Genomic DNA, 19087 nt, shown 5'->3' with positions numbered 1-19087 from the left:
TAATTTATTTCATACCACCAGTTTCGGAAAAATTTCAATGCTTATGGAAGACAACCTGAATTGTATTTACAGAGTTATCAATTTCATGGAAAAGAATTATGATCAGCCTGTTTCTGTAAAGGAACTGGAAGACATTTCTCATTATTCTTACCGAAATATCCAGCGCATTTTCAAATACAGCTGCGGGGAGACAATAGGTGCTTTCCAACAGAGGCTGAAGGTAGAAAATGCCTATAAACGGATTCTTTATACTCAGGAAAATCTCACCTCCATTGCCATTGAAGTGGGTTTTGCCAATATCGCTTCTTTTTCCAAAGCCTTTAAACAACATTTTGGGATTTCCCCTAAAGCTGCAAGACAAAGTAAAGAACAGCTCCTTTGTGGAGATGCAATCATCCCTGTTACCTCAGAGGTCTTACTGGAACCCGAAATTGTATATCTGAAGCCTGTACAGGTATATTATCAGAGCATTAACACCTATTATAACAATGAAGAAATTGAAGTGCTGTGGAAAAAGTTCATGGAAAATGATTTCCCTGAATCCGGGACAGACTATTTTGGAGTCATCGCAGATGAGCCGTTGATAAAAACTGAAATCAGCTGCCGCTATGACTCATGTTCATCTGTTCAATCCAGGAATAAAAAGCTTCCTTCAAAAATGATATTCGGAGGGAAATACGCCCGCTTTACCCATTCCGGAAGCTACGAAACAATAGACGACACGTATACGAAGATCTATTCACGCTGGATTTTTAATTCAGGTCTGGAATTTTCACACACTCCCATCATTGAAAAGTATGAAAATCATGCTGAAAATGAAGACGACCAGGAAAAACAGCTGACCTATATTTTATTGCCATTGAAGTAAGTTGTCAATTTGGGACAACTTTCAAAACTTTTGCTGATCTAATTTTGCCCTGTTAAAAATAGATCAATTATGCAAAAAAAGAAAATCATGTTCCTGTTATTACCCGCTCTTCTACTTTCCTGTTCTCAAACAGATCCTATAGAGAATCCGGATACAGTGAACCCTGCAACAGCTCTTTATAAAATGCCTGAAGAGTCTGCAACCCATGAAGGAACCTGGCTTCAGTGGCCACACCAGTATCAATACGGAACTACCTACCGAAACCGTCTGGATGCCACCTGGGTAGCCATGACCAAAGAGCTTGTACAAAGTGAAAAAGTTCACATTATTGCTTATGACGGTGCAGAAAAGAGTCGTATTGTAGGGCTACTCAACACTGCAGGAGTTCCTCTTACCAATATCAACTTCAAAATTTATCCTACAGATGATTTCTGGGTAAGAGATAACGGTCCTATTTATGTAAAAGATCAGAACGGACAGTTATTTATTCAGGATTGGGGATTTAACGGTTGGGGAAATAAGGCAGATTACAGCAAATGTAATGCAATTCCTTCTAAAATATCAGCAGATACGAATATTCCAAAAATCAATCTTAATTCCGTCATGATTAATGAAGGAGGAAGCGTGGAAATTGACGGAAACGGAGTGTTGATGGCTTGTAAAAGTTCTATCCTGAATAATAACAGAAATCCGGGAATGACGCAACAACAGGCAGAAGCCATATTTACTAAAAATCTTGGTGTCACCAAATTTATATGGTTGAATGGAAAAGCCGGTCTGGATATTACCGACATGCACATCGATGGTTTTGCCCGATTTACCAATTCATCTACCATTATTACAATGAATCCGGACGATCTTGCCTACTGGCAGGTTCCCAATGGAGATATTGACAAACTGTATGATGCAACCACAAAAACCGGAGCTGCCTATCAGTTTGTAAAAGTGCCTTTAACAAGAAATGATGTGATCACTACTTACGGGAAAAATGTAGGCCGCGCTTCATACATCAATTATTATATTGCCAATAACCGTGTATTGGTTCCTAATTATAATGACCCGAATGATGCAGTTGCCAACAACATCATCCAACAGCTCTATCCTGGCAAACAGGTAGTTGGAATTGATTGTCGTAACTTATTCGCCAACGGAGGAATGGTGCATTGCGTCACCCAGCAACAGCCTCAATAAAATAATAGTCAAAATAAAGCCTGCTCATTTTCAGCAGGCTTTACTGATTCAGAGATTCTGTCATCAAAAAATAGTGTAAATTTGCTCTGTCCATCCCGAAAAAGATGGCTTTCTATTATACGTATTATGAAAAAAACAGCACTTTCTTTATTGGTTCTTCTGAATATTGTTTGCCAGGCACAAAATTTTGATGTAATTCCCTTAGGAATATATGGTGGTGAGCAGGAAGACAATTTATCAGCCTATCTGGTAGGCGCTCCAAAAGACAATGCATATCTCTGCCTTGATGCCGGTACCGTAAATGCCGGAATCCGAAAAGCGATTGAACTGAAAAGTCTTGAAGGATCAGCAGAAACAGTTTTAAAAGATCAGATCAAAGGATATTTTGTATCCCACGGTCATCTCGATCATTTATCCGGCCTTATCATCAATTCTCCGGCTGATTCTAAGAAGGATATTTTCGCTATAGCTCCTGTGATTCAAATCTTGCAGAATCATTACTTTATTACAGATACCTGGATCAATTTTGCAGATCAGGGACAGAAACCTATCCTTGGAAAATACCATTATAATGAGTTGCAGGCAGGAACTGAAATTCCTGCGCCTAAAACACCTTTTTTTATAACAGGCTATGAACTAAGTCACGTAAATCCTTATAAAAGCAGTGCTGCATTGGTAAGAAGAGATGATCACTATCTGCTTTACCTTGGAGATACAGGTGCTGACCGTATAGAAAAATCTGACCGTCTGGATCAACTTTGGAACATGGCAGCTCCTCTTGTTAAAAAAAGACAGCTCAATACGATATTAATTGAAGTTTCTTTCCCCAACAGTCAGCCAGAACATCTTCTGTTTGGACACCTTACTCCTAATCTGCTGAATGAGGAATTGAGCAAACTCAAAGAAAAAACCGGACAAAGCAGCCTTAAGGGTCTCAACATCGTGGTTACTCACAGAAAACCTACAGGCGATAATCCAGAGCTTATTAAAAAGGAATTATTGAAAAACAATCCTTTAAAAGTAAATTACATTTTCCCTGAACAAGGCAAAAAGATTAGTTTACCCTAACAATACATCAAAAGATGAGGCAAAAACAGGCTTCATCTTTTTTATTTTCATACATGATCAACTATCTTATTAAATTTTAAAACAATGACAATCAGCAATTTAAATATCAACAATTAAAATTATGAAATTTTTTCATTGCTTAATTAATTTATCATCGTAATATTGCAATATAAAATACAATAATGGGAGTTACTAAAACAGAAATTTATACTGACGAGCAAAATAAGCTGGCTTCTCTGCTTAAAGTTTTGGGACATCCGGCAAGAATCGCTATTTTACAGTATATCATTAATCAAAAAGCGTGTATCTGTAATGATCTTGTTGAAGAACTTGGATTGGCACAGGCTACCATTTCTCAGCATTTAAAAGAGTTGAAGAATATAGGAATCATCAAAGGTTCTATTGAAGGAAAATCCGTATGCTACTGTATTAATGAAAGCAAATGGAAGCAGTTTCAAAATGAATTCAACCTGTTTTTTAATCAGGATGTTAGTATAAAACAATGCTGTTAAGGCATTTTTTTTGAATCAATATATCGCAATATTGCAATATAACATTAATAAATTATAACACTAAATTTTAATCTACTATGAGACTATCAGAAATTAAAGAAATTCTTCCCACCCTGGAAAATGTTGAATTTCAATTAGAAAACGGAAGTTTTGTCCCTGAACATTTCCATGTAACGGAAGTGGGACAGAGTATTAAAAACTTCATCGATTGCGGCGGGGTAATCAGAAATGAAAAAACAGTCAACTTCCAGTTATGGGATGCCGATGACTATGAACACCGCCTGAAACCAGGAAAACTGCTTCATATCATTCAGCTTTCTGAAGAAAAACTCGGGATAGAAGACAGCGAAATTGAAGTTGAATATCAGGGAGAAACCATTGGAAAATATGACCTTGAATTTAACGGAAAAAACTTTGTCCTGAAAAATAAAACAACAGCCTGCCTTGCACAGGAAGCCTGCGGAATTCCTTCCGAAAAACAAAAGAAAAATCTGTCTGAATTATCTGTAAACCCAACATCAGCCTGCACTCCGGGATCAGGATGCTGCTAATAAATTTTATTAAAATATTATGTATCAAGAATTATTAAATACGGTTCACTCTCTGAAATGGGAAAATATAGATACCGATAGAAAAGAGGTTTTGAAACCATTGATCAGTTTTATCCAGCAAAAAGTGGATGATAGCCAAGAAATCAATCTGAATTTTATCTGCACCCACAATTCCCGACGAAGCCATCTGGCACAGGTTTGGGCACAGGCAGCAGCTTCTTTCTTTACCATTCCGCAAGTCCATTGCTATTCCGGAGGAACGGAAACAACAGCATTATTTCCTAAGATCGCAGAAGTTTTAGCAGAACAGGGCTTTTCAATTTTCAGTATTGCCGATACAACCAATCCTGTATATGCTATAAAATATGATGAGAACAGCCTTCCAATAATTGGCTTTTCAAAAAAATACGAGAGTCCGTACAATCCTGTTTCGGGATTTGCAGCAATTATGACCTGTTCGCAGGCAGATGGCGGATGTCCTTTTATTCCCGGTGCGGAAAAAAGAATTCCGATCACATTTGAAGATCCTAAGATTTCGGATAATACACCGGAACAGGCAGCAGTGTATACTGAAAGAAGCTTACAAATTGCAGAAGAAATGTTTTATGTTTTTTCTAAAATCAAAAGATAATCATGCAACCCAAATTAAAATTTCTTGACCGTTATCTTACCTTATGGATCTTTCTGGCTATGGGGATAGGGATTGCTTTGGGACATTTTTTCCCGGCCATTCCTACTATTATCAATTCACAGTCGGTGGGTACTACCAATATTCCTCTGGCCATCGGACTCATTTTGATGATGTATCCGCCATTGGCTAAGGTTGACTATACTCTTCTGCCATTGGTTTTTAAAGATAAAAAAGTAATCGGCATCTCTTTGTTTCTCAACTGGATTATTGGCCCGGTTCTGATGTTTGGTCTTGCCATCCTTTTTTTAAGACATGAACCTGATTATATGTCAGGCTTAATTCTCATTGGATTGGCCAGATGTATTGCCATGGTTATTGTCTGGAATGATCTCGCCAAAGGAAACAGAGAATATGCAGCATTGTTGGTGGCCTTAAACAGCATCTTTCAGGTGTTCACATACAGTTTTCTGGTATGGCTGTTTATCAATGTACTTCCCAATCAACTTGGTCTGGCAAGCTTTAATGTGAATGTTTCTATGAGGGATATCACAGAAAGCGTATTGATTTATCTGGGAATTCCTTTTCTGGCCGGTTTTCTTACCCGTTATTTTCTGATTAAATCAAAAGGCGCAGACTGGTACAACAGAAAATTCGTGCCTAAGATATCTCCTGTGACATTGTATGCCTTGTTATTTACCATCGTACTGATGTTTAGCTTAAAAGGTTCTAAAATACTGGAATTGCCAATGGATGTCATCAAAGTAGCCGTTCCATTGGTTATTTATTTTGTTTTGATGTTTTTTATAAGTTTTATGATCAACAAAACATTAAAAGTCCCTTATGATAAAAATGCATCTATAACCTTTACGGCTACCGGAAATAATTTTGAACTGGCAATTGCTGTGGCCATCTCGGTCTTTGGTATTCATTCACCGCAGGCATTTGTAGGCGTGATTGGTCCATTGGTAGAGGTTCCCGTGTTGATACTTCTCGTAAAAGCCAGTTTATTTATGAAAAAGAAATGGTATCAAGAATAAGCTGAATATGTTTTAATTTATAAAATACAAAAGCCTGCTATCTGCAGGCTTTTGCGACGTATGGGAAAATAAAAAATTTGGGAATTTTAAACCCTGGATCCTGGAATATTTTAATAAAAACCGAGGGATTGTTTTTATTATAACAGAATAAGGTATTCTTTTTAACGTGTGTTCTTAGAATCGGAAATGCAATACCTTTAAATCCAAAATATTGTACCTGTTTATTACAATCCTAATTTCTTTTTGATGGCTTCCATTTCTGTTTCCATCTTTTTAATCCTGGCTTTCTGCTCTTCTATTTCAGCCTGCTGATCCTGAATGGCTTTTGTAAGGGCAGGAACAAGTGAAGCATAGTCAACAGCCCAGGCTTCTTTGGTATCATCTTTTGGTTTATAGACCGCTTCAGGAATTACTTTATAAAGATCCTGTGCCAGAAATCCTATTTTATGCTGGGTCTTCTGTGTAGGATTCACTGCCGGTTTACCTTCTTTAATCTGGTTATTGGCAGATAGCTCGTATTGTTTCGGCTGCAATGCCATAATGGTAGTAAGACCATACCCTATTTCTTTAACCTGAGTTTTTAAACGCATGTCCGAAGTATTGACAAAACCACCTGCAGCACTTACCAATCCGTTACCGTCAATTGTCACTTTAGTGCTTCCGTTATAACTATATTTGAATCCTTCCGCTCCAAGATAAATCTGGGTTACAGAGCCATTCAGTGTGTTGTATCCGCTTAAATCAAGATGTCCTTTGGTGGCCGCCACTTTATTTCCTCCAATCCCGCTAACTTCCGGTCTGTTCATATTGATATCTCCATTACCATCAATGTCAAGCATACTGTTAACGCTGTTACCATAATAATACCTAAGACCTGTAGTACCAACTGTTACCTGAGCAAATGCAGGATTATTGCTGTTTCCTTTTAAAGTAAGAAGACCATTGAAAGCATTCACAGAATTACCTGCAGCCCCAAAAGCTGTAATATCACCGTCTCCATTGAAGTTAAGCTTTCTGTCTCCATTAAAAAGATAATCTCCTCCATTGGCCTGGCTGAGCTTCAACTGGGCAACATTATTATTTCCCGCTATCGTTAGCGCTCCTCCTATATTGTTTATGATTCCTGCATTAGCTCCACCTTCTGTTGTTTTGGTAGAAGAGTTCAGAAACATATCCATAGAGCTTCCCACATCATTAGTGAGCCTTAAAAGAGCGGAAGCATTGGTACCTGAATTCGTATTGCTGATGGATGTCAGTCCTGCACCATCTACATTGCTTCTGAAATATAATGCTTTGTCCAAATAATCAATCGCTGTATTTTGCAAAAGTGTCCCGCCAAGTCTCACCTCCTGCCCTACAGCTGTAAGCCCGTTGCTTGCCGTTACGTTTGCACTTCCTGAGATATCCCATGTAGAAGCAGCTCCCGTAAGGCCTGTACTGATAAGCTGGAGGCTCTGGTTAGGACCTACTGCCATACTTGCATTACCATTAATTGTTTCTGAAACTGCAGGAGTTATTGTAATGGTAAAAGCCGTATTATTTCTGATCGTATACATACGGCCTTTGAAATTACCTGTACCAGATATTGCTGTCGGTAATGTAAAAACAGCATTGGTAGTTCCGTTATACGAGATATGAAAATCCGCAGAAGTCATTGTATACGCTGCGGAAGTAACAGCACTGTATTTTGCAGCTAAAGATCCGTTAACATCAAGTGTTGATCCAGGCTGAGCTGTATTGACTCCAACACTTTGAGCAGACACAATACCGTAAGAGAGCAAAGCCACTGCTACTGATAATGTAGTAAAGTTTTTAAACATTATTATTTGATTATGAGTTATTAATAAAGTGAAGAAATCTTAGGAAAGCAATTGCAGATTCAGAGCCTTTTCAAGAGATTGAAAACTTCAGCCATGGGTCTTCCCGAAAGACTTGAATGAAGAAAATCATGATTATATTTTTTCATTGTTTCCCGTTTTTATTTAGTACAAAGCTAAATTTTCACAACTCCTTTTTGAAAAAATAGATGTAAAGAAATTTCCATTTTGATGTGGAAAAATTATTACAAAACAGGATCATAAAAAGTCAATATTTATTTGTATAAAAATAGAATCCGAAATAATTTTTTCAGGAATATCAGGGAACTTCATGATGAAAATGAATTATCTTTATACTTCACAAAATTTTTACAACCTATGAAGTTAGAATTATATCAGATAGATGCTTTTACAGAATCTATTTTCCATGGAAATCCGGCTTGTGTTGTTCCATTAAAAAATTGGTTACCCGATGAAATCCTTTTAAAAATAGCCCGTGAAAATGCAGTAGCAGAAACCGCTTTCTTTATTGACAATGGAGATCGTGTTCATCTGAGATGGTTTACCCCGGAAATAGAGATGGATTTATGTGGGCATGCGACTCTTGCTACCGCTCATTGTCTTATGTCCATTTTACACTATCCGGGTGATAGAATTATTTTTGAAACAAAAAGTGATGAATTAACGGTAGATGTTAAAGATGGGATGTATTATATGAATTTTCCATCAAGAATGCCCGAAGCCTCTACTCTTCCGGATATTATATCCAGATCGCTCAATATACAGCCTAAGGAAGTCTTTAAAGCAAGAGACTATGTGCTGGTATATGATTCTGAAGACGATGTAAAAAATATCCACATTGAAAGGTCCATTTTTGATCTTATCAATCTGGATCCGGGCGGAGTTATCGTGACAGCAACAGGCACTGATTGTGATTTTGTTTCAAGATATTTTACCTCACAGTCTTCTATTCTTGAAGATCCGGTAACCGGCTCTGCGCACTGCTCACTCATCCCGTTCTGGGCATCAAGATTAGGAAAAGAGAAGCTTTTTGCCCGCCAGATCTCTGAAAGAGGCGGACAGCTCTATTGTGAGAACAAAAATGAAAGGGTAATTGTGGCAGGGAAAGCCAAGACATACTCTGTGGGATATTTCTGGGTAGAGTAAGAGAATATAAAAAAATTGGCTTCTCTTTTGGTAGCCAATTTTGTAGTTATTTCTATGATATTTCAATCATTCTTGGTGGTTTCTGCTTCGCATCTTCTTTTTTCGGGATGGTTAACATTAAAAGGTCATTTTCATATTCTGCATTAATATTATCCTGATCTACAACATCTTTTGGAAGCTCAAAACTTCTCTTGAAAGATTGGTAACTGAATTCTCTTCGTGTGAAATTTTCATCTTTTGTCTCTTTACGGTCTTCCTTCACTGATGAAATAGTAAGCAGGTTACCATCCAGCCTGATCTGAAAATCATTTTTATCCATACCTGGTGCTGCAACCTGAATTTCATAAGCCTCTCCGTTCTCCTTTATATTTACCGATGGTACGGTTGTACTGGTAGATGAGTAATTGTTATTGCCCCAGTTAAAAAGTTCACGACCAAAAAAATCATCAAAGACATTTGAAAAGCCCAAATTGTTGTTTCCGTTTCTTCTTATTAGATTATTCATTGCAATCATTTTTAATTAAGTTTAACAATCATTAAAAAACACGTCCGCTGGCCAGCTGTACATAAACATTCACAAAAAAAATACCATTGGAGTAAGAGTGAAATTTTTTCCGATCTTCTGTCATTTTTTCAGTATTTATGACACAAAACCTTGATCCTTAGAATATTAAATATTTTTAATAGTAGTCATACAATCCGAAAGTCCAAGGATGAAGAATTTTCCAAAAAATTCGAAAATTACTTTGGAAAAGATGTGATTAAACCGTATAAACTTAAATAATATTTCCAATAATAGTCTATTTCTAAAATATAAAATAAACTAAAGTGTGATGCATTGTATTTTTATATTTCAAAAGTATTTTATCTTAATTTTATTTGTAATTTAACAATCTGAGCTAAGTGTCACATATAGAATGACTTGGTGCAAACCTGAGATATCCATATTGTAACAAGAAAAAAGATAATTAAAAGATTGCAATAAAATAGTACCATGATAAAATCTGTCAATATCAAATTGTTATTAGTCCTTCTTGCCATTGTTTTTGCATTTGATTTAGTATTTATAGCTATGGATCATAGTTCCTGGCGGTTTTTTACCAAGCCACTGTTGTTACCTATTATTATCTGGTTTTATTTTACTTATTCTAAACAAAATGTATTTCGGATAAACCAATGGTTTTTGTCTGGATTAATTTTGAGCTTTTTGGGTGATGTGTTTTTGTTATTTGGATGGGGATTTATGCCTGGTTTGGGAAGCTTTTTGTTGGCTCATATTTGTTACATCGTTTATTTTTTTAAGATTAAAAAGAAAAATGTATGGAGTTGGCTTCCCTTTGTTTTTCTGTATTTAGGTTCATTTATTTACTATATATATCCTTATTTAAACGAAATGAAGATACCCGTGGTGATCTACGGAATTACCATTGCTACGATGCTGTATTTTAGTATCAGTACTTATTCTTCATTGCTAATCCTAGGAGCTATTTTGTTTGTAATATCAGATTCCGTATTGGCCATTAATATGTTTGTACAGCATAGTATTGGGAAAGAACTTGTTGTGATGATTACTTATGTTTTAGCCCAATTGATGTTGGTGTTGGGAGTGGTTGGTATTGAAAAAAAGAACAGAATTATTTGATAAAATCAAGACTTATGAAAAGAAAAGATAACCGATTTTTTCATAGTATTGGGCTATTCTGCCCATTGGATTTTACTGATCCTGTTACTTATTTTATTCCTGTATTTATCTTGTTGATATTAGGGGAAGTATTTTTGTATCAGATTCCTCAAAAAGTATTCACAAAAAGACTCATCAAAGATAATGTATCGAGTATCGGATTGGGGATAGGGGCAGTAATGTTAGACTTTGGGATGAAAGCTATTTCATTATCCTACTTTTTTTGGATTTACAATCATTTTAGACTTACTGATATTTTCAGGATCAAAGATTTCAACAAATTCTTCACTTTAAAATGGCATGCAGATCACTGGTGGCTTTGGTTATTGGTTATGATTGTTCAGGATTTTGGTTTTTATTGGCATCATCGATTGAGTCATAAAATCAGATTATTTTGGACAGGTCATGTCAATCATCATTCGGCTACTCATTTGAGTCTTGCTATTGCATTGCGTCAAGGATGGTTTGAAATCATATATCGAGACATTTGGTATATCCCTTTTATCATTATTGGTTTTCATCCTATTATGATTGCTATGATGCATCAATTTAACTTGATTTTTCAATTTTGGCCGCATACCAATGCTATTGGAAAATTAGGGTGGTTCGACAAAGTATTCAATTCTCCATCCAACCATCGAGTGCATCATTCTCGAAAAATTGAGGATTTAGATAATAACTATGGGGGTATTTTGATGATTTGGGATCATCTTTTCGGCACGTACAAAGCGGAAGAAAAGAAAACGACGGAATACGGAATCTATCATAACATTCACACTTATAATGTTTTTCATATTGTCTTTGATGAGTTTGGAAATATGATAAAGGATGCCCGAAATGCACCTACATGGAAAGCGAAATTGGGGTATATATTCAATGCTCCGGGCTGGCATCATAATGATAAAGATGAGCGGATTTCTACTTTGAAGCGGGAATTAGAAGAAAAAATGAATTGATGGTTGTCTTGCATGCAACAAATACGATTCTCGTCAGGGATGTAATTTTTTCATAGCAAGCAAGAATAATCTAACCTATAACATTTGACCGTCCTGATTTTATAAAACTAAAAGATTTCATAACCAAGCATCATAAAACAGTAAACTATCTGGTTGTAGACCAGCTTGACCGTTTCAGCCGTGTAGCTGATGAAGCCATTACAATGGATCGGTATAGCTGACCGGAAATCAAGCAATTTAGGACATAAAAAAAGGAGACGTTAATAAATAAACGTCTCCCTAAGCGGAGAGTGAGGGATTCGAACCCCCGGACCTGTTACAGTCAACAGTTTTCAAGACTGCCGCAATCGACCACTCTGCCAACTCTCCCTAAACTCCGGCTATACCGTTGTTTTCAGTGGTGCAAATATAGAACGATTTTTAATTTCTGCAAAACTTTTCCCCCACAAATTTTAACAAAACTTAATAATAGACTAGAAATCAAGGGAATTATTTTTCAAAAAACTTCACCTATTCCCGATCAACAATAGCAATAAAGCTATTTTTTAAAAAATCAGACGGGTATACAAACTGATCTCCATCTTCTCCCTTCACTACAATAGCACCTTGTTCATCGTTAAGGCATTTGTCCAATTGGGTTTTCATGTCATTAAGTGCTCCATTGGGAACTTCGATGATATAAGTTCCTGTAACGTGTGTAACCTTTATGATTTTTGTTTCCATTTTGTTTTTGATTTGAGGCTAAATTTAGGGATTTTACTTTAGGTATAAAGCGGTTTCAGGAATAGATATGAATGCATAAGTATAAAATAATACTGGAATACATCAAAACCTGCTGTGTTTTTTGTAGGAGGCTTTATTTATGAAGGCAAAACGATTATCAACTGGTTGGGTAAAAAATTGGGATTCAATCTTAAGGAGAAGAAGATTTATATTTTGGATTAAAAATTACATCAATACAGTAAAACGGTCATTCTGACGAAGGAAGAATCTCACATATCAATAAGATTCTTCCTTCGTCAGAATGACAATGTGGAAAAGTGTGATGAGAAAACCACCCCGTCAAAAATTCTTTGAATTTTCGCCACCCCTCCGGAGGAGGGGAATCATTACGTCTTCAGTTGTGATATAAGTCGTAATGCGGGTTTTCAGCAGTTTTTCTTGGAAATAAGGTGGCTACTCTCCTGCCGGTTCGAATAATTCAATTTTGTTTCCTTCAGGGTCCAGAATGTGTACAAACTTTCCATATTCATACGTTGCAATTTCATCCAGTACCGTTACGCCTTCTTTCTTTAACTCTTCTACTAATGCTTCGATATTTTCTACATGATAATTGATCATAAACTCTTTAGCAGAAGGCTCGAAATATTGGGTAGACTCCTTAAAAGGACTCCACAGCGTATATCCTTTCTTATCGGATTCTTCATCTTTCCAGTCGAATTTGGCGCCGTATGGGCTCGTAGGTAATCCCAGATGGGTTTTATACCATTCATTTACTTGTTCCGGGTCTTTACACTTGAAGAAGATTCCTCCAATCGCGGTTACTCTTTTCATTTTTTATTCGTTTTTATTCAGTTGACAGTTTCTTACGAGCAAATACAGTACGTTTTGCAACTTCACAAATATATCAATGTTTTGGCTAGGTGTTTAAGGATTTCTATAATTTTTGAGAAGGTTTGTTGGAAAAACACAAAGTCGCTAAGAATATGAAAAAATTTACGGCCTTAGGGCGCAAGGATTTTATCTCCGATAAAATTGATGACTGCACATTTTAAGTCTCTCGCTGATTTTGCAAATAAAGCGGATAAATTATTACGAAAAAAATCTGCGCAATCTGCATGATCTGTGAGAACATTGTAACTTAAGCCATACTTGCTGAAAATCTTCTGAAACATTGTATTATATTAAACCATTAAGATGAATTAAATAATTAAGAATATTAAGATGAGACACAACACTTTCTAAAACATCTTGGATGTTTCCTTAACTTTCCTTCACAGCTTCAAAGTTCCTTAATGGTTCAAAATAATTTCAAAAAACTTTGTGCGTTGAGCTAATCTTTGAAAGTTTGGGATAAATTATTGTTGGGAAACGCAAGGGCGCTAAAAATATTAAAAAACATACTGCCTTAGGGCGCAAGGATTTTATCTCCGATAAAATTGATGACTGCACATTTTAAGTCTCTCGCTGATTTTGCTAATAAAGCAGATAAATTATTACGAAAAAAATCTGCATGATCTGTGAGAACATTGTAACTTAAGCCATACTTGCTGAAAATCTTCTGAAACATTGTATAATATTAAACCATTAAGATGAATTAAATAATTAAGAATATTAAGATGAGACACAACACTTTCTAAAACATCTTGGATGTTTCCTTAACTTTCCTTCACAGCTTCAAGTTTCTTAATGGTTCAAAATAATTTCAAAAAACTTTGTGCATTGAGCTAATCTTTGAAAGTTTGGGATAAATTATTGTTGGGAAACGCAAGGGCGCTAAAAATATTAAAAAACATACTGCCTTAGGGCGCAAGGATTTTATCTCCGATAAAATTGATGACTGCACATTTTAAGTCTCTCGCTGATTTTGCTAATAAAGCAGATAAATTATTACGAAAAAAATCTGCATGATCTGTGAGAGCATTGTAACTTAAGCCATACTTGCTGAAAATCTTCAGAAACATTGTATTATATTAAACCATTAAGATGAATTAAATAATTAAGAATATTAAGATGAGACACAACACTTTCTAAAACATCTTGGATGTTTCCTTAACTTTCCTTCACAGCTTCAAGTTTCTTAATGGTTCAAAATAATTTGAAGATCTCTTCTCCTTTGTGTTTTCCAACAAAAAAAGCGCACCCATCGGGTACGCTTTGTATTGTATAAGCTGAATAGGATTAGTGTAATTCAGCTAAATATTTTTCTGCATCCATTGCAGCCATACATCCGCTTCCTGCAGCTGTAATAGCTTGTCTGTAGATATGATCCTGAACATCTCCGGCAGCAAATACACCTGGAAGATTTGTTCTTGAAGAACCTTTTTCAGTCACGATATATCCGTTCTCATCAAGATCTACCTGACCTACAAAGATATCCGTATTCGGCTTGTGACCAATTGCGATAAAGATACCTTCAACATCCACTGTAGATTTCTCCTGAGTTTGGTTATTAATGATTACAGCTCTTTCTACAAGACTGTTTTCTCCTTCAATCCCGATTAATTCATGATGGAATTTCACTTCGATATTCGGAGTACTTTCCACTCTGTGAACCATTGCTTTTGAAGCTCTGAAAACATCTTTTCTCACCAATAACGTTACTTTCTTACATAATTTTGCAAGGTAAGTAGCTTCTTCAGCAGCTGTATCTCCCGCTCCTACTACTACAACGTCTTTTCCTCTGTAGAAGAATCCGTCACACGTAGCACAAGCTGATACACCACCTCCTGCATATTTTTTCTCATCATCAAGACCTAAATACTTTGCTGTAGCTCCTGTAGAGATGATTACTGTTTTAGCAAGGATCTCTTTATTTCCTGCATATAATTTATGAATACCGCCTACTTCCTTAGAGAATTCAGCTTTAGTGATCATTTCGTAATGAACTTTGGTTTCAAATCTTTCTGCCTGTTTTTGCAGATCCATCATCATTTCAGGACCTGTAATCCCGGCTGGATACCCTGGGAAGTTGTCAACTTCTGTAGTGGTTGTTAATTGTCCGCCCGGCTCCAGACCTGTATACAATTCAGGTTTCAAGTCTGCTCTTGCTGCATAGATAGCAGCGGTGAAGCCAGAAGGCCCAGATCCAACGATCACACAATCTAAAATGTTTTGCTCCATAATTTACTTTGTTCGAAAAGATTTAATTTGAATTAAGACTGCTAATTTCGGAATTTTTAATTTCTTTTTAAAGTTATTTTAATGATACTTGTCAATATCTGATATGTTGAATTTCGATGGCAGCTGCTGTGGGGTGAGTTTTGCGGTTCGGGTTCCGGGATTCGGGTTATTTGGATTCGGGATTCGGGTTATTGTGTTACAGGGTTTAGGTTGGTAAGAAAATTTAAAACTTTTTTCTATTAAACCTCAAACCTCGAATCACATATCCCGTTACCTCTCAACACGTATCACGCAGCCGTTACCTCGTATCTCGCAACTCGCCTCACACCTTCATCTTAATCTTATCTACATTGATAATTTTGTACACCAGTTCTCTGATCAACTCCGCTTCTCCCATATTTACCGCTCCGAGTCCTTTACCTTTCATATCGAATTCACGTAAAATAGAAATGACTCTTGTGGCATGCTTCAAAGGGTAAAGTCTGGCACTTTCTGCATAGTCTTTGATAAAATAAGGATTTACTCCCATCTGTGAAGCAATGGTCTGTGGTGGCTGCCCCGCCATCGTCTGATAAATAATAACGTTTGAAAAATAATTGTAAAGGCTTGCCAGCATCATGACAAAAGGATTATTCTTTGGGTTTTTACCCATAAAATGGGCAATTTTAAAAGCTGCATTGGCATTTTTCGTTCCCAAAGCCTTCTGAAGTTCAAAAATATTATATTCTTTACTAATTCCAATATGGTTTTCAACGATGATTCCGTCAAGGATTTCTCCTTCTTTAAGGATCATTTTCAGTTTGTTCAGCTCGTTGGAAATTCTTGAAAGATCATTTCCAAGATATTCTGCCAGAAGATGAGAAATATTAGGAGCTGTATTGATTTTCAGTTTTGCGCATTCATCTGAAATCCATTTTGGCAGATTGCTTTCCTTTACAGATTCACTCAGGAAAAGTGCTTTGGCTTTATCTAAGGCTTTGGCTGCTTTTTTTCTGCTATCCAGTTTCTTATGCTTATGAGCAAAGACCAAAACAGTAGAAGGAACAGGGTTGTCAACGTAAGATTCCAAAATTCTGTTTTCCTCTTCATTGAATCGTAAATCCTGAGCTTCTTTCACAATAATCACCTGCTTATCTCCCATCATCGGAAACTGTCTTGCCAGGGAAAGAACTTCCTGATAAGAAGTATCTTTTCCGTAAGTAACCGTTTGGTTGAAAGCTTTTTCATCTTCTTCCAAAAAGTTATGTTCAAGGGCTTTTACAGCAACATCAATGAAGTAAGCTTCTTCTCCGTGGAAAAAATAAATAGGTAAAACTTCTTTATTTTTAATATTTTTGAGGATTAAATCTAATTCTTTCATCTTATTAATGGAACTTCCAAAACTGAATTTTCAGGAAACTTTTGATTTTAAATTCAAGAAAGACAAAGATAAGTTTTTTATTTATGATTTGGTTCGCAAAACTTATCTTCTGCTCACTCCTGAGGAATGGGTCAGACAGCACTGGATACATTATTATCTCACTGTAAAATCCTATTCAACATCTGCCCTGATTACCGAAAAAAAGATTGTTCTGAATGGTCTTACCAAAAGAATTGACCTTCTGGTTACTGAAAAAACCGAACCCGTAATTCTGATTGAATGTAAAGCTCCGCAGATCAAACTAACAGAAAAAACATTTGAGCAGACTGCCCGATACAATTCTATTATCGGAGCCAGAGAAATTATTCTGACTAACGGGCTTCAGCATATCAATGCTTATTATGAAGACGGACAGTATCAGTTTTACAGACCGGAATAAAAAAAGCAGTAAATCACAACAATATTAATTATTATGAAAATAAAAAACATCATATTTGATTTCGGAGGCGTACTCATGGACTGGAACCCGAGATATTATTTCAAAGATTATTTTAATGATAACGAAAAAATGGAATATTTCCTCGAAAATATTACCCATGATGAATGGAATATTGAACAGGACCGAGGAAGAAGCCTTGCCGAAGGAACAGAAATTCAGGTAAAGAAATTCCCGGAATGGGAAAAAGAAATCCGGGCTTTCTACGACAACTGGACGGTAATGCTGAGAAGTGATATTCCACAAAACGTTGAAGTTCTAAGAAAACTTAAAAATACAGATTATAACCTATTTGGGTTAACCAACTGGTCTGAAGAAACCTTCCCATATGCTTTGGAAAACTATGATTTTTTCCAGATTTTTGAAGGAAAAATAGTCGTTTCAGGAACAGAAAAACTGATCAAACCTGACCCTAAAATCTGGTATGTTCTGTTAGAAAGATATCATATAAAAGCTGAAGAATCGGTTTTTATAGATGATAATACAAGGAATATTGAAATGGCAAAATCTTTGGGTTTTACCACCATTCAGGTTTTTCCGGATACGGATTTAACAAATGAACTGAAGAAATTGGGCGTAGAGGTTTAATTCTTTAAATATTTTCTTACTTTTAATCTGTTTTACAACCTACTAACTCACAAACCATTCATTATGATACGTTCCATCTTATTAACCGCAATGATTATGGCCTCGGGAAACCTTTTCAGCCAGAAACTTAAAACTGTTTCCTATCAGGACGGCTCCCAGAAGCTGAATGGCCTTATTACCTCCAATACAGGAAAAAAACTTCCGGGAGTACTCATTCTTCCAGCCTGGAAAGGTATTGATGAAGAAGCTAAAACAGCCGCTATTGAACTTGAAAAGCAAGGCTATATTGCTTTTATTGCTGACATCTACGGTGAAGGAAAAATTCCGACAGACAATGAATCCGCCGCTAAAACTTCCGGATATTACAAACAGAATTATCAGGAGTACCAGAAAAGAATTTCACTGGCTTTGGAACAACTGAAGAAAAACGGAGCTATTTCTGATAAAGTAGCAGTTATCGGGTACTGTTTCGGAGGTACAGGAGCTTTGGAATCCGCAAGAGGACATCTTCCTGTAGCAGGTGTGGTTTCCATCCACGGAAGTCTGGGCAGAGATCAGAGCAGAAAAAATGAGACTTTGACGGCTAAAATCCTGGTTGAAAATCCGGCAGATGACAAAAGTGTAACTCCTGATGATTACAATAACCTCATCAAAGAAATGAATGAAGGAAATGCCGACTGGCAGATCATCACCTACGCTCATTCTAAACATACATTCACAGATCCGAAATCACCGGATTACAATGCAACAATGGCCAAAAGAGCATGGAATCATATGCTGCTCTTCCTGAAAGAAATTTTAAAATAAACATAAAAAAAGGCAAATTCATAAACTGATGAATTTGCCTTTTTACTTTTATATTATCAGCTTAATTACGGTTTAGCCTGAAGCTCAACATCATATTTTTTGGGAGAATATTTGGTCAGAGAACCTGTTGCAGCATCAATTCCTACTCCTATTGCTCCTCCCAGAATAATATTCAATAAAGTCACGGCATTAAAAGTTTTTGTCAACTTTATTTCCTGCTTCTCAAATCCTTCTTTTTCAAATGTAACCATCTGCTTACCTAAAGCTCTTGGGATTTTAGTAGTACAAGGGGTTGTACACTTTTCTATTCCTTTGTGAAATACTTTTGCTCCTTCAGGGCTTGAAGAAAAAGCGATTGAATCCTGAGTTCCTGTAAAAATGGTTGCACATGAAGTGGTAGAAAGCGCGATTGCCAGCATGAATACAATTGATAATTTGTTTTTCATAGATTTTAGTTCATTTTTTTAAGTCCGCGAACTTACAAAATAATTCAAAAACAAATACTATCAATTGG

The 19087-nt window shown here is 36.3% G+C and carries 20 protein-coding genes and 1 tRNA gene; 13 read left to right on the top strand and 8 right to left on the bottom strand.

Going from position 1 to position 19087, the window contains the following annotated elements:
* Positions 1-43: 43 nt before the first annotated feature.
* The 7 genes from ACKTTZ_RS16955 (at position 44) to arsB (ending at position 5858) form a co-directional block, all read left to right on the top strand.
* On the top strand, positions 44-868 hold the full coding sequence (locus ACKTTZ_RS16955) for a GyrI-like domain-containing protein (RefSeq protein ID WP_407846083.1): 825 nt from the start codon (positions 44-46) through the stop codon (positions 866-868).
* 69 nt (positions 869-937) lie between these two features.
* On the top strand, positions 938-2059 hold the full coding sequence (locus ACKTTZ_RS16950) for an agmatine/peptidylarginine deiminase (RefSeq protein ID WP_407846082.1): 1122 nt from the start codon (positions 938-940) through the stop codon (positions 2057-2059).
* Positions 2060-2185: 126 nt separating this feature from the next.
* Positions 2186-3127: a 3',5'-cyclic-nucleotide phosphodiesterase gene (locus tag ACKTTZ_RS16945; RefSeq protein WP_034698848.1), complete on the top strand. Its 942-nt coding sequence runs from the start codon at positions 2186-2188 to the stop codon at positions 3125-3127.
* Positions 3128-3309: 182 nt separating this feature from the next.
* Complete coding sequence (locus ACKTTZ_RS16940; RefSeq protein ID WP_034698850.1) at positions 3310-3639, top strand: helix-turn-helix transcriptional regulator; 330 nt, start codon at positions 3310-3312, stop codon at positions 3637-3639.
* 77 nt (positions 3640-3716) lie between these two features.
* On the top strand, positions 3717-4190 hold the full coding sequence (locus ACKTTZ_RS16935; protein WP_034698852.1) for a DUF6428 family protein: 474 nt from the start codon (positions 3717-3719) through the stop codon (positions 4188-4190).
* Between the two features lie 19 nt (positions 4191-4209).
* On the top strand, positions 4210-4821 hold the full coding sequence (locus tag ACKTTZ_RS16930; RefSeq protein ID WP_034698854.1) for a low molecular weight phosphatase family protein: 612 nt from the start codon (positions 4210-4212) through the stop codon (positions 4819-4821).
* Between the two features lie 2 nt (positions 4822-4823).
* Positions 4824-5858 (top strand): ACR3 family arsenite efflux transporter, encoded by a 1035-nt coding sequence (arsB, locus tag ACKTTZ_RS16925; protein WP_407846080.1) that lies wholly within the window; start codon positions 4824-4826, stop codon positions 5856-5858.
* A 224-nt stretch (positions 5859-6082) separates the two neighbouring features.
* Here the strand turns inward: arsB and ACKTTZ_RS16920 are convergent, their stop codons facing one another.
* Positions 6083-7678 (bottom strand): tail fiber domain-containing protein, encoded by a 1596-nt coding sequence (locus ACKTTZ_RS16920; RefSeq protein ID WP_407846079.1) that lies wholly within the window; start codon positions 7676-7678, stop codon positions 6083-6085.
* Between the two features lie 375 nt (positions 7679-8053).
* Here ACKTTZ_RS16920 and ACKTTZ_RS16915 point away from each other — a divergent pair, with 375 nt between their 5' ends.
* Positions 8054-8842 carry a PhzF family phenazine biosynthesis protein gene (locus ACKTTZ_RS16915; RefSeq protein ID WP_034697567.1) on the top strand — a complete coding sequence of 263 codons (789 nt, stop codon included), beginning with the start codon at positions 8054-8056 and terminating at the stop codon, positions 8840-8842.
* Positions 8843-8894: 52 nt separating this feature from the next.
* Here ACKTTZ_RS16915 and ACKTTZ_RS16910 read toward each other — a convergent pair whose 3' ends face one another.
* A complete protein-coding gene (locus tag ACKTTZ_RS16910) occupies positions 8895-9347 on the bottom strand; it encodes an Hsp20/alpha crystallin family protein (RefSeq protein ID WP_034697570.1) in 453 nt (150 codons plus the stop codon).
* A gap of 489 nt (positions 9348-9836) precedes the next feature.
* On the opposite strand from ACKTTZ_RS16910, the gene ACKTTZ_RS16905 reads away from it, so the two are divergent.
* Together ACKTTZ_RS16905 and ACKTTZ_RS16900 are read left to right on the top strand one after the other, a co-directional pair.
* On the top strand, positions 9837-10484 hold the full coding sequence (locus ACKTTZ_RS16905) for a lysoplasmalogenase (protein ID WP_407846078.1): 648 nt from the start codon (positions 9837-9839) through the stop codon (positions 10482-10484).
* 14 nt (positions 10485-10498) lie between these two features.
* Positions 10499-11479 (top strand): sterol desaturase family protein, encoded by a 981-nt coding sequence (locus tag ACKTTZ_RS16900; protein ID WP_407846077.1) that lies wholly within the window; start codon positions 10499-10501, stop codon positions 11477-11479.
* Positions 11480-11763: 284 nt separating this feature from the next.
* Here the strand turns inward: ACKTTZ_RS16900 and ACKTTZ_RS16895 are convergent.
* From ACKTTZ_RS16895 to holA, 5 genes are all read right to left on the bottom strand, one after another.
* Positions 11764-11848, bottom strand: a tRNA-Ser gene (locus tag ACKTTZ_RS16895).
* Positions 11849-11989: 141 nt separating this feature from the next.
* On the bottom strand, positions 11990-12202 hold the full coding sequence (locus tag ACKTTZ_RS16890; RefSeq protein ID WP_034697565.1) for a hypothetical protein: 213 nt from the start codon (positions 12200-12202) through the stop codon (positions 11990-11992).
* A 453-nt stretch (positions 12203-12655) separates the two neighbouring features.
* Positions 12656-13033 carry a VOC family protein gene (locus ACKTTZ_RS16885; protein ID WP_034697564.1) on the bottom strand — a complete coding sequence of 126 codons (378 nt, stop codon included), beginning with the start codon at positions 13031-13033 and terminating at the stop codon, positions 12656-12658.
* A 1347-nt stretch (positions 13034-14380) separates the two neighbouring features.
* On the bottom strand, positions 14381-15322 hold the full coding sequence (gene trxB / locus ACKTTZ_RS16880) for a thioredoxin-disulfide reductase (RefSeq protein ID WP_034696214.1): 942 nt from the start codon (positions 15320-15322) through the stop codon (positions 14381-14383).
* A 322-nt stretch (positions 15323-15644) separates the two neighbouring features.
* The gene (gene holA / locus ACKTTZ_RS16875) at positions 15645-16682 is read right to left on the bottom strand and encodes a DNA polymerase III subunit delta (RefSeq protein ID WP_407846076.1); all 1038 of its coding nucleotides are present in this window, start codon (positions 16680-16682) and stop codon (positions 15645-15647) included.
* 7 nt (positions 16683-16689) lie between these two features.
* On the opposite strand from holA, the gene ACKTTZ_RS16870 reads away from it, so the two are divergent.
* The 3 genes from ACKTTZ_RS16870 (at position 16690) to ACKTTZ_RS16860 (ending at position 18573) form a co-directional block, all read left to right on the top strand.
* A complete protein-coding gene (locus ACKTTZ_RS16870) occupies positions 16690-17121 on the top strand; it encodes a type I restriction enzyme HsdR N-terminal domain-containing protein (RefSeq protein WP_034696216.1) in 432 nt (143 codons plus the stop codon).
* 33 nt (positions 17122-17154) lie between these two features.
* Entirely contained in the window at positions 17155-17766 is a 612-nt protein-coding gene (locus ACKTTZ_RS16865) for an HAD family phosphatase (RefSeq protein ID WP_253317835.1), read from the top strand.
* Positions 17767-17829: 63 nt separating this feature from the next.
* Positions 17830-18573 carry a dienelactone hydrolase family protein gene (locus tag ACKTTZ_RS16860; RefSeq protein WP_407846075.1) on the top strand — a complete coding sequence of 248 codons (744 nt, stop codon included), beginning with the start codon at positions 17830-17832 and terminating at the stop codon, positions 18571-18573.
* Between the two features lie 65 nt (positions 18574-18638).
* On the opposite strand, the gene ACKTTZ_RS16855 is transcribed toward ACKTTZ_RS16860, so the two are convergent.
* Entirely contained in the window at positions 18639-19019 is a 381-nt protein-coding gene (locus tag ACKTTZ_RS16855; RefSeq protein WP_034696218.1) for a PEGA domain-containing protein, read from the bottom strand.
* Positions 19020-19087: the final 68 nt, after the last annotated feature.

Origin of the sequence: Chryseobacterium sp. KCF3-3 (assembly GCF_045865955.1) — a bacterium.
Lineage (GTDB): Bacteria > Bacteroidota > Bacteroidia > Flavobacteriales > Weeksellaceae > Chryseobacterium.
Note: the sequence above shows the minus strand (reverse complement) of the source record. Positions and strands in the feature narration are given on the sequence as shown.

Coding starts and splice junctions, on each gene's coding strand:
- ACKTTZ_RS16955 (WP_407846083.1), top strand. CDS start 44: ATGGAAGACAACCTGAATTGTATTTACAGAGTTATCAATTTCATGGAA.
- ACKTTZ_RS16950 (WP_407846082.1), top strand. CDS start 938: ATGCAAAAAAAGAAAATCATGTTCCTGTTATTACCCGCTCTTCTACTT.
- ACKTTZ_RS16945 (WP_034698848.1), top strand. CDS start 2,186: ATGAAAAAAACAGCACTTTCTTTATTGGTTCTTCTGAATATTGTTTGC.
- ACKTTZ_RS16940 (WP_034698850.1), top strand. CDS start 3,310: ATGGGAGTTACTAAAACAGAAATTTATACTGACGAGCAAAATAAGCTG.
- ACKTTZ_RS16935 (WP_034698852.1), top strand. CDS start 3,717: ATGAGACTATCAGAAATTAAAGAAATTCTTCCCACCCTGGAAAATGTT.
- ACKTTZ_RS16930 (WP_034698854.1), top strand. CDS start 4,210: ATGTATCAAGAATTATTAAATACGGTTCACTCTCTGAAATGGGAAAAT.
- arsB (WP_407846080.1), top strand. CDS start 4,824: ATGCAACCCAAATTAAAATTTCTTGACCGTTATCTTACCTTATGGATC.
- ACKTTZ_RS16920 (WP_407846079.1), bottom strand. CDS start 7,678: ATGTTTAAAAACTTTACTACATTATCAGTAGCAGTGGCTTTGCTCTCT.
- ACKTTZ_RS16915 (WP_034697567.1), top strand. CDS start 8,054: ATGAAGTTAGAATTATATCAGATAGATGCTTTTACAGAATCTATTTTC.
- ACKTTZ_RS16910 (WP_034697570.1), bottom strand. CDS start 9,347: ATGAATAATCTAATAAGAAGAAACGGAAACAACAATTTGGGCTTTTCA.
- ACKTTZ_RS16905 (WP_407846078.1), top strand. CDS start 9,837: ATGATAAAATCTGTCAATATCAAATTGTTATTAGTCCTTCTTGCCATT.
- ACKTTZ_RS16900 (WP_407846077.1), top strand. CDS start 10,499: ATGAAAAGAAAAGATAACCGATTTTTTCATAGTATTGGGCTATTCTGC.
- ACKTTZ_RS16890 (WP_034697565.1), bottom strand. CDS start 12,202: ATGGAAACAAAAATCATAAAGGTTACACACGTTACAGGAACTTATATC.
- ACKTTZ_RS16885 (WP_034697564.1), bottom strand. CDS start 13,033: ATGAAAAGAGTAACCGCGATTGGAGGAATCTTCTTCAAGTGTAAAGAC.
- trxB (WP_034696214.1), bottom strand. CDS start 15,322: ATGGAGCAAAACATTTTAGATTGTGTGATCGTTGGATCTGGGCCTTCT.
- holA (WP_407846076.1), bottom strand. CDS start 16,682: ATGAAAGAATTAGATTTAATCCTCAAAAATATTAAAAATAAAGAAGTT.
- ACKTTZ_RS16870 (WP_034696216.1), top strand. CDS start 16,690: ATGGAACTTCCAAAACTGAATTTTCAGGAAACTTTTGATTTTAAATTC.
- ACKTTZ_RS16865 (WP_253317835.1), top strand. CDS start 17,155: ATGAAAATAAAAAACATCATATTTGATTTCGGAGGCGTACTCATGGAC.
- ACKTTZ_RS16860 (WP_407846075.1), top strand. CDS start 17,830: ATGATACGTTCCATCTTATTAACCGCAATGATTATGGCCTCGGGAAAC.
- ACKTTZ_RS16855 (WP_034696218.1), bottom strand. CDS start 19,019: ATGAAAAACAAATTATCAATTGTATTCATGCTGGCAATCGCGCTTTCT.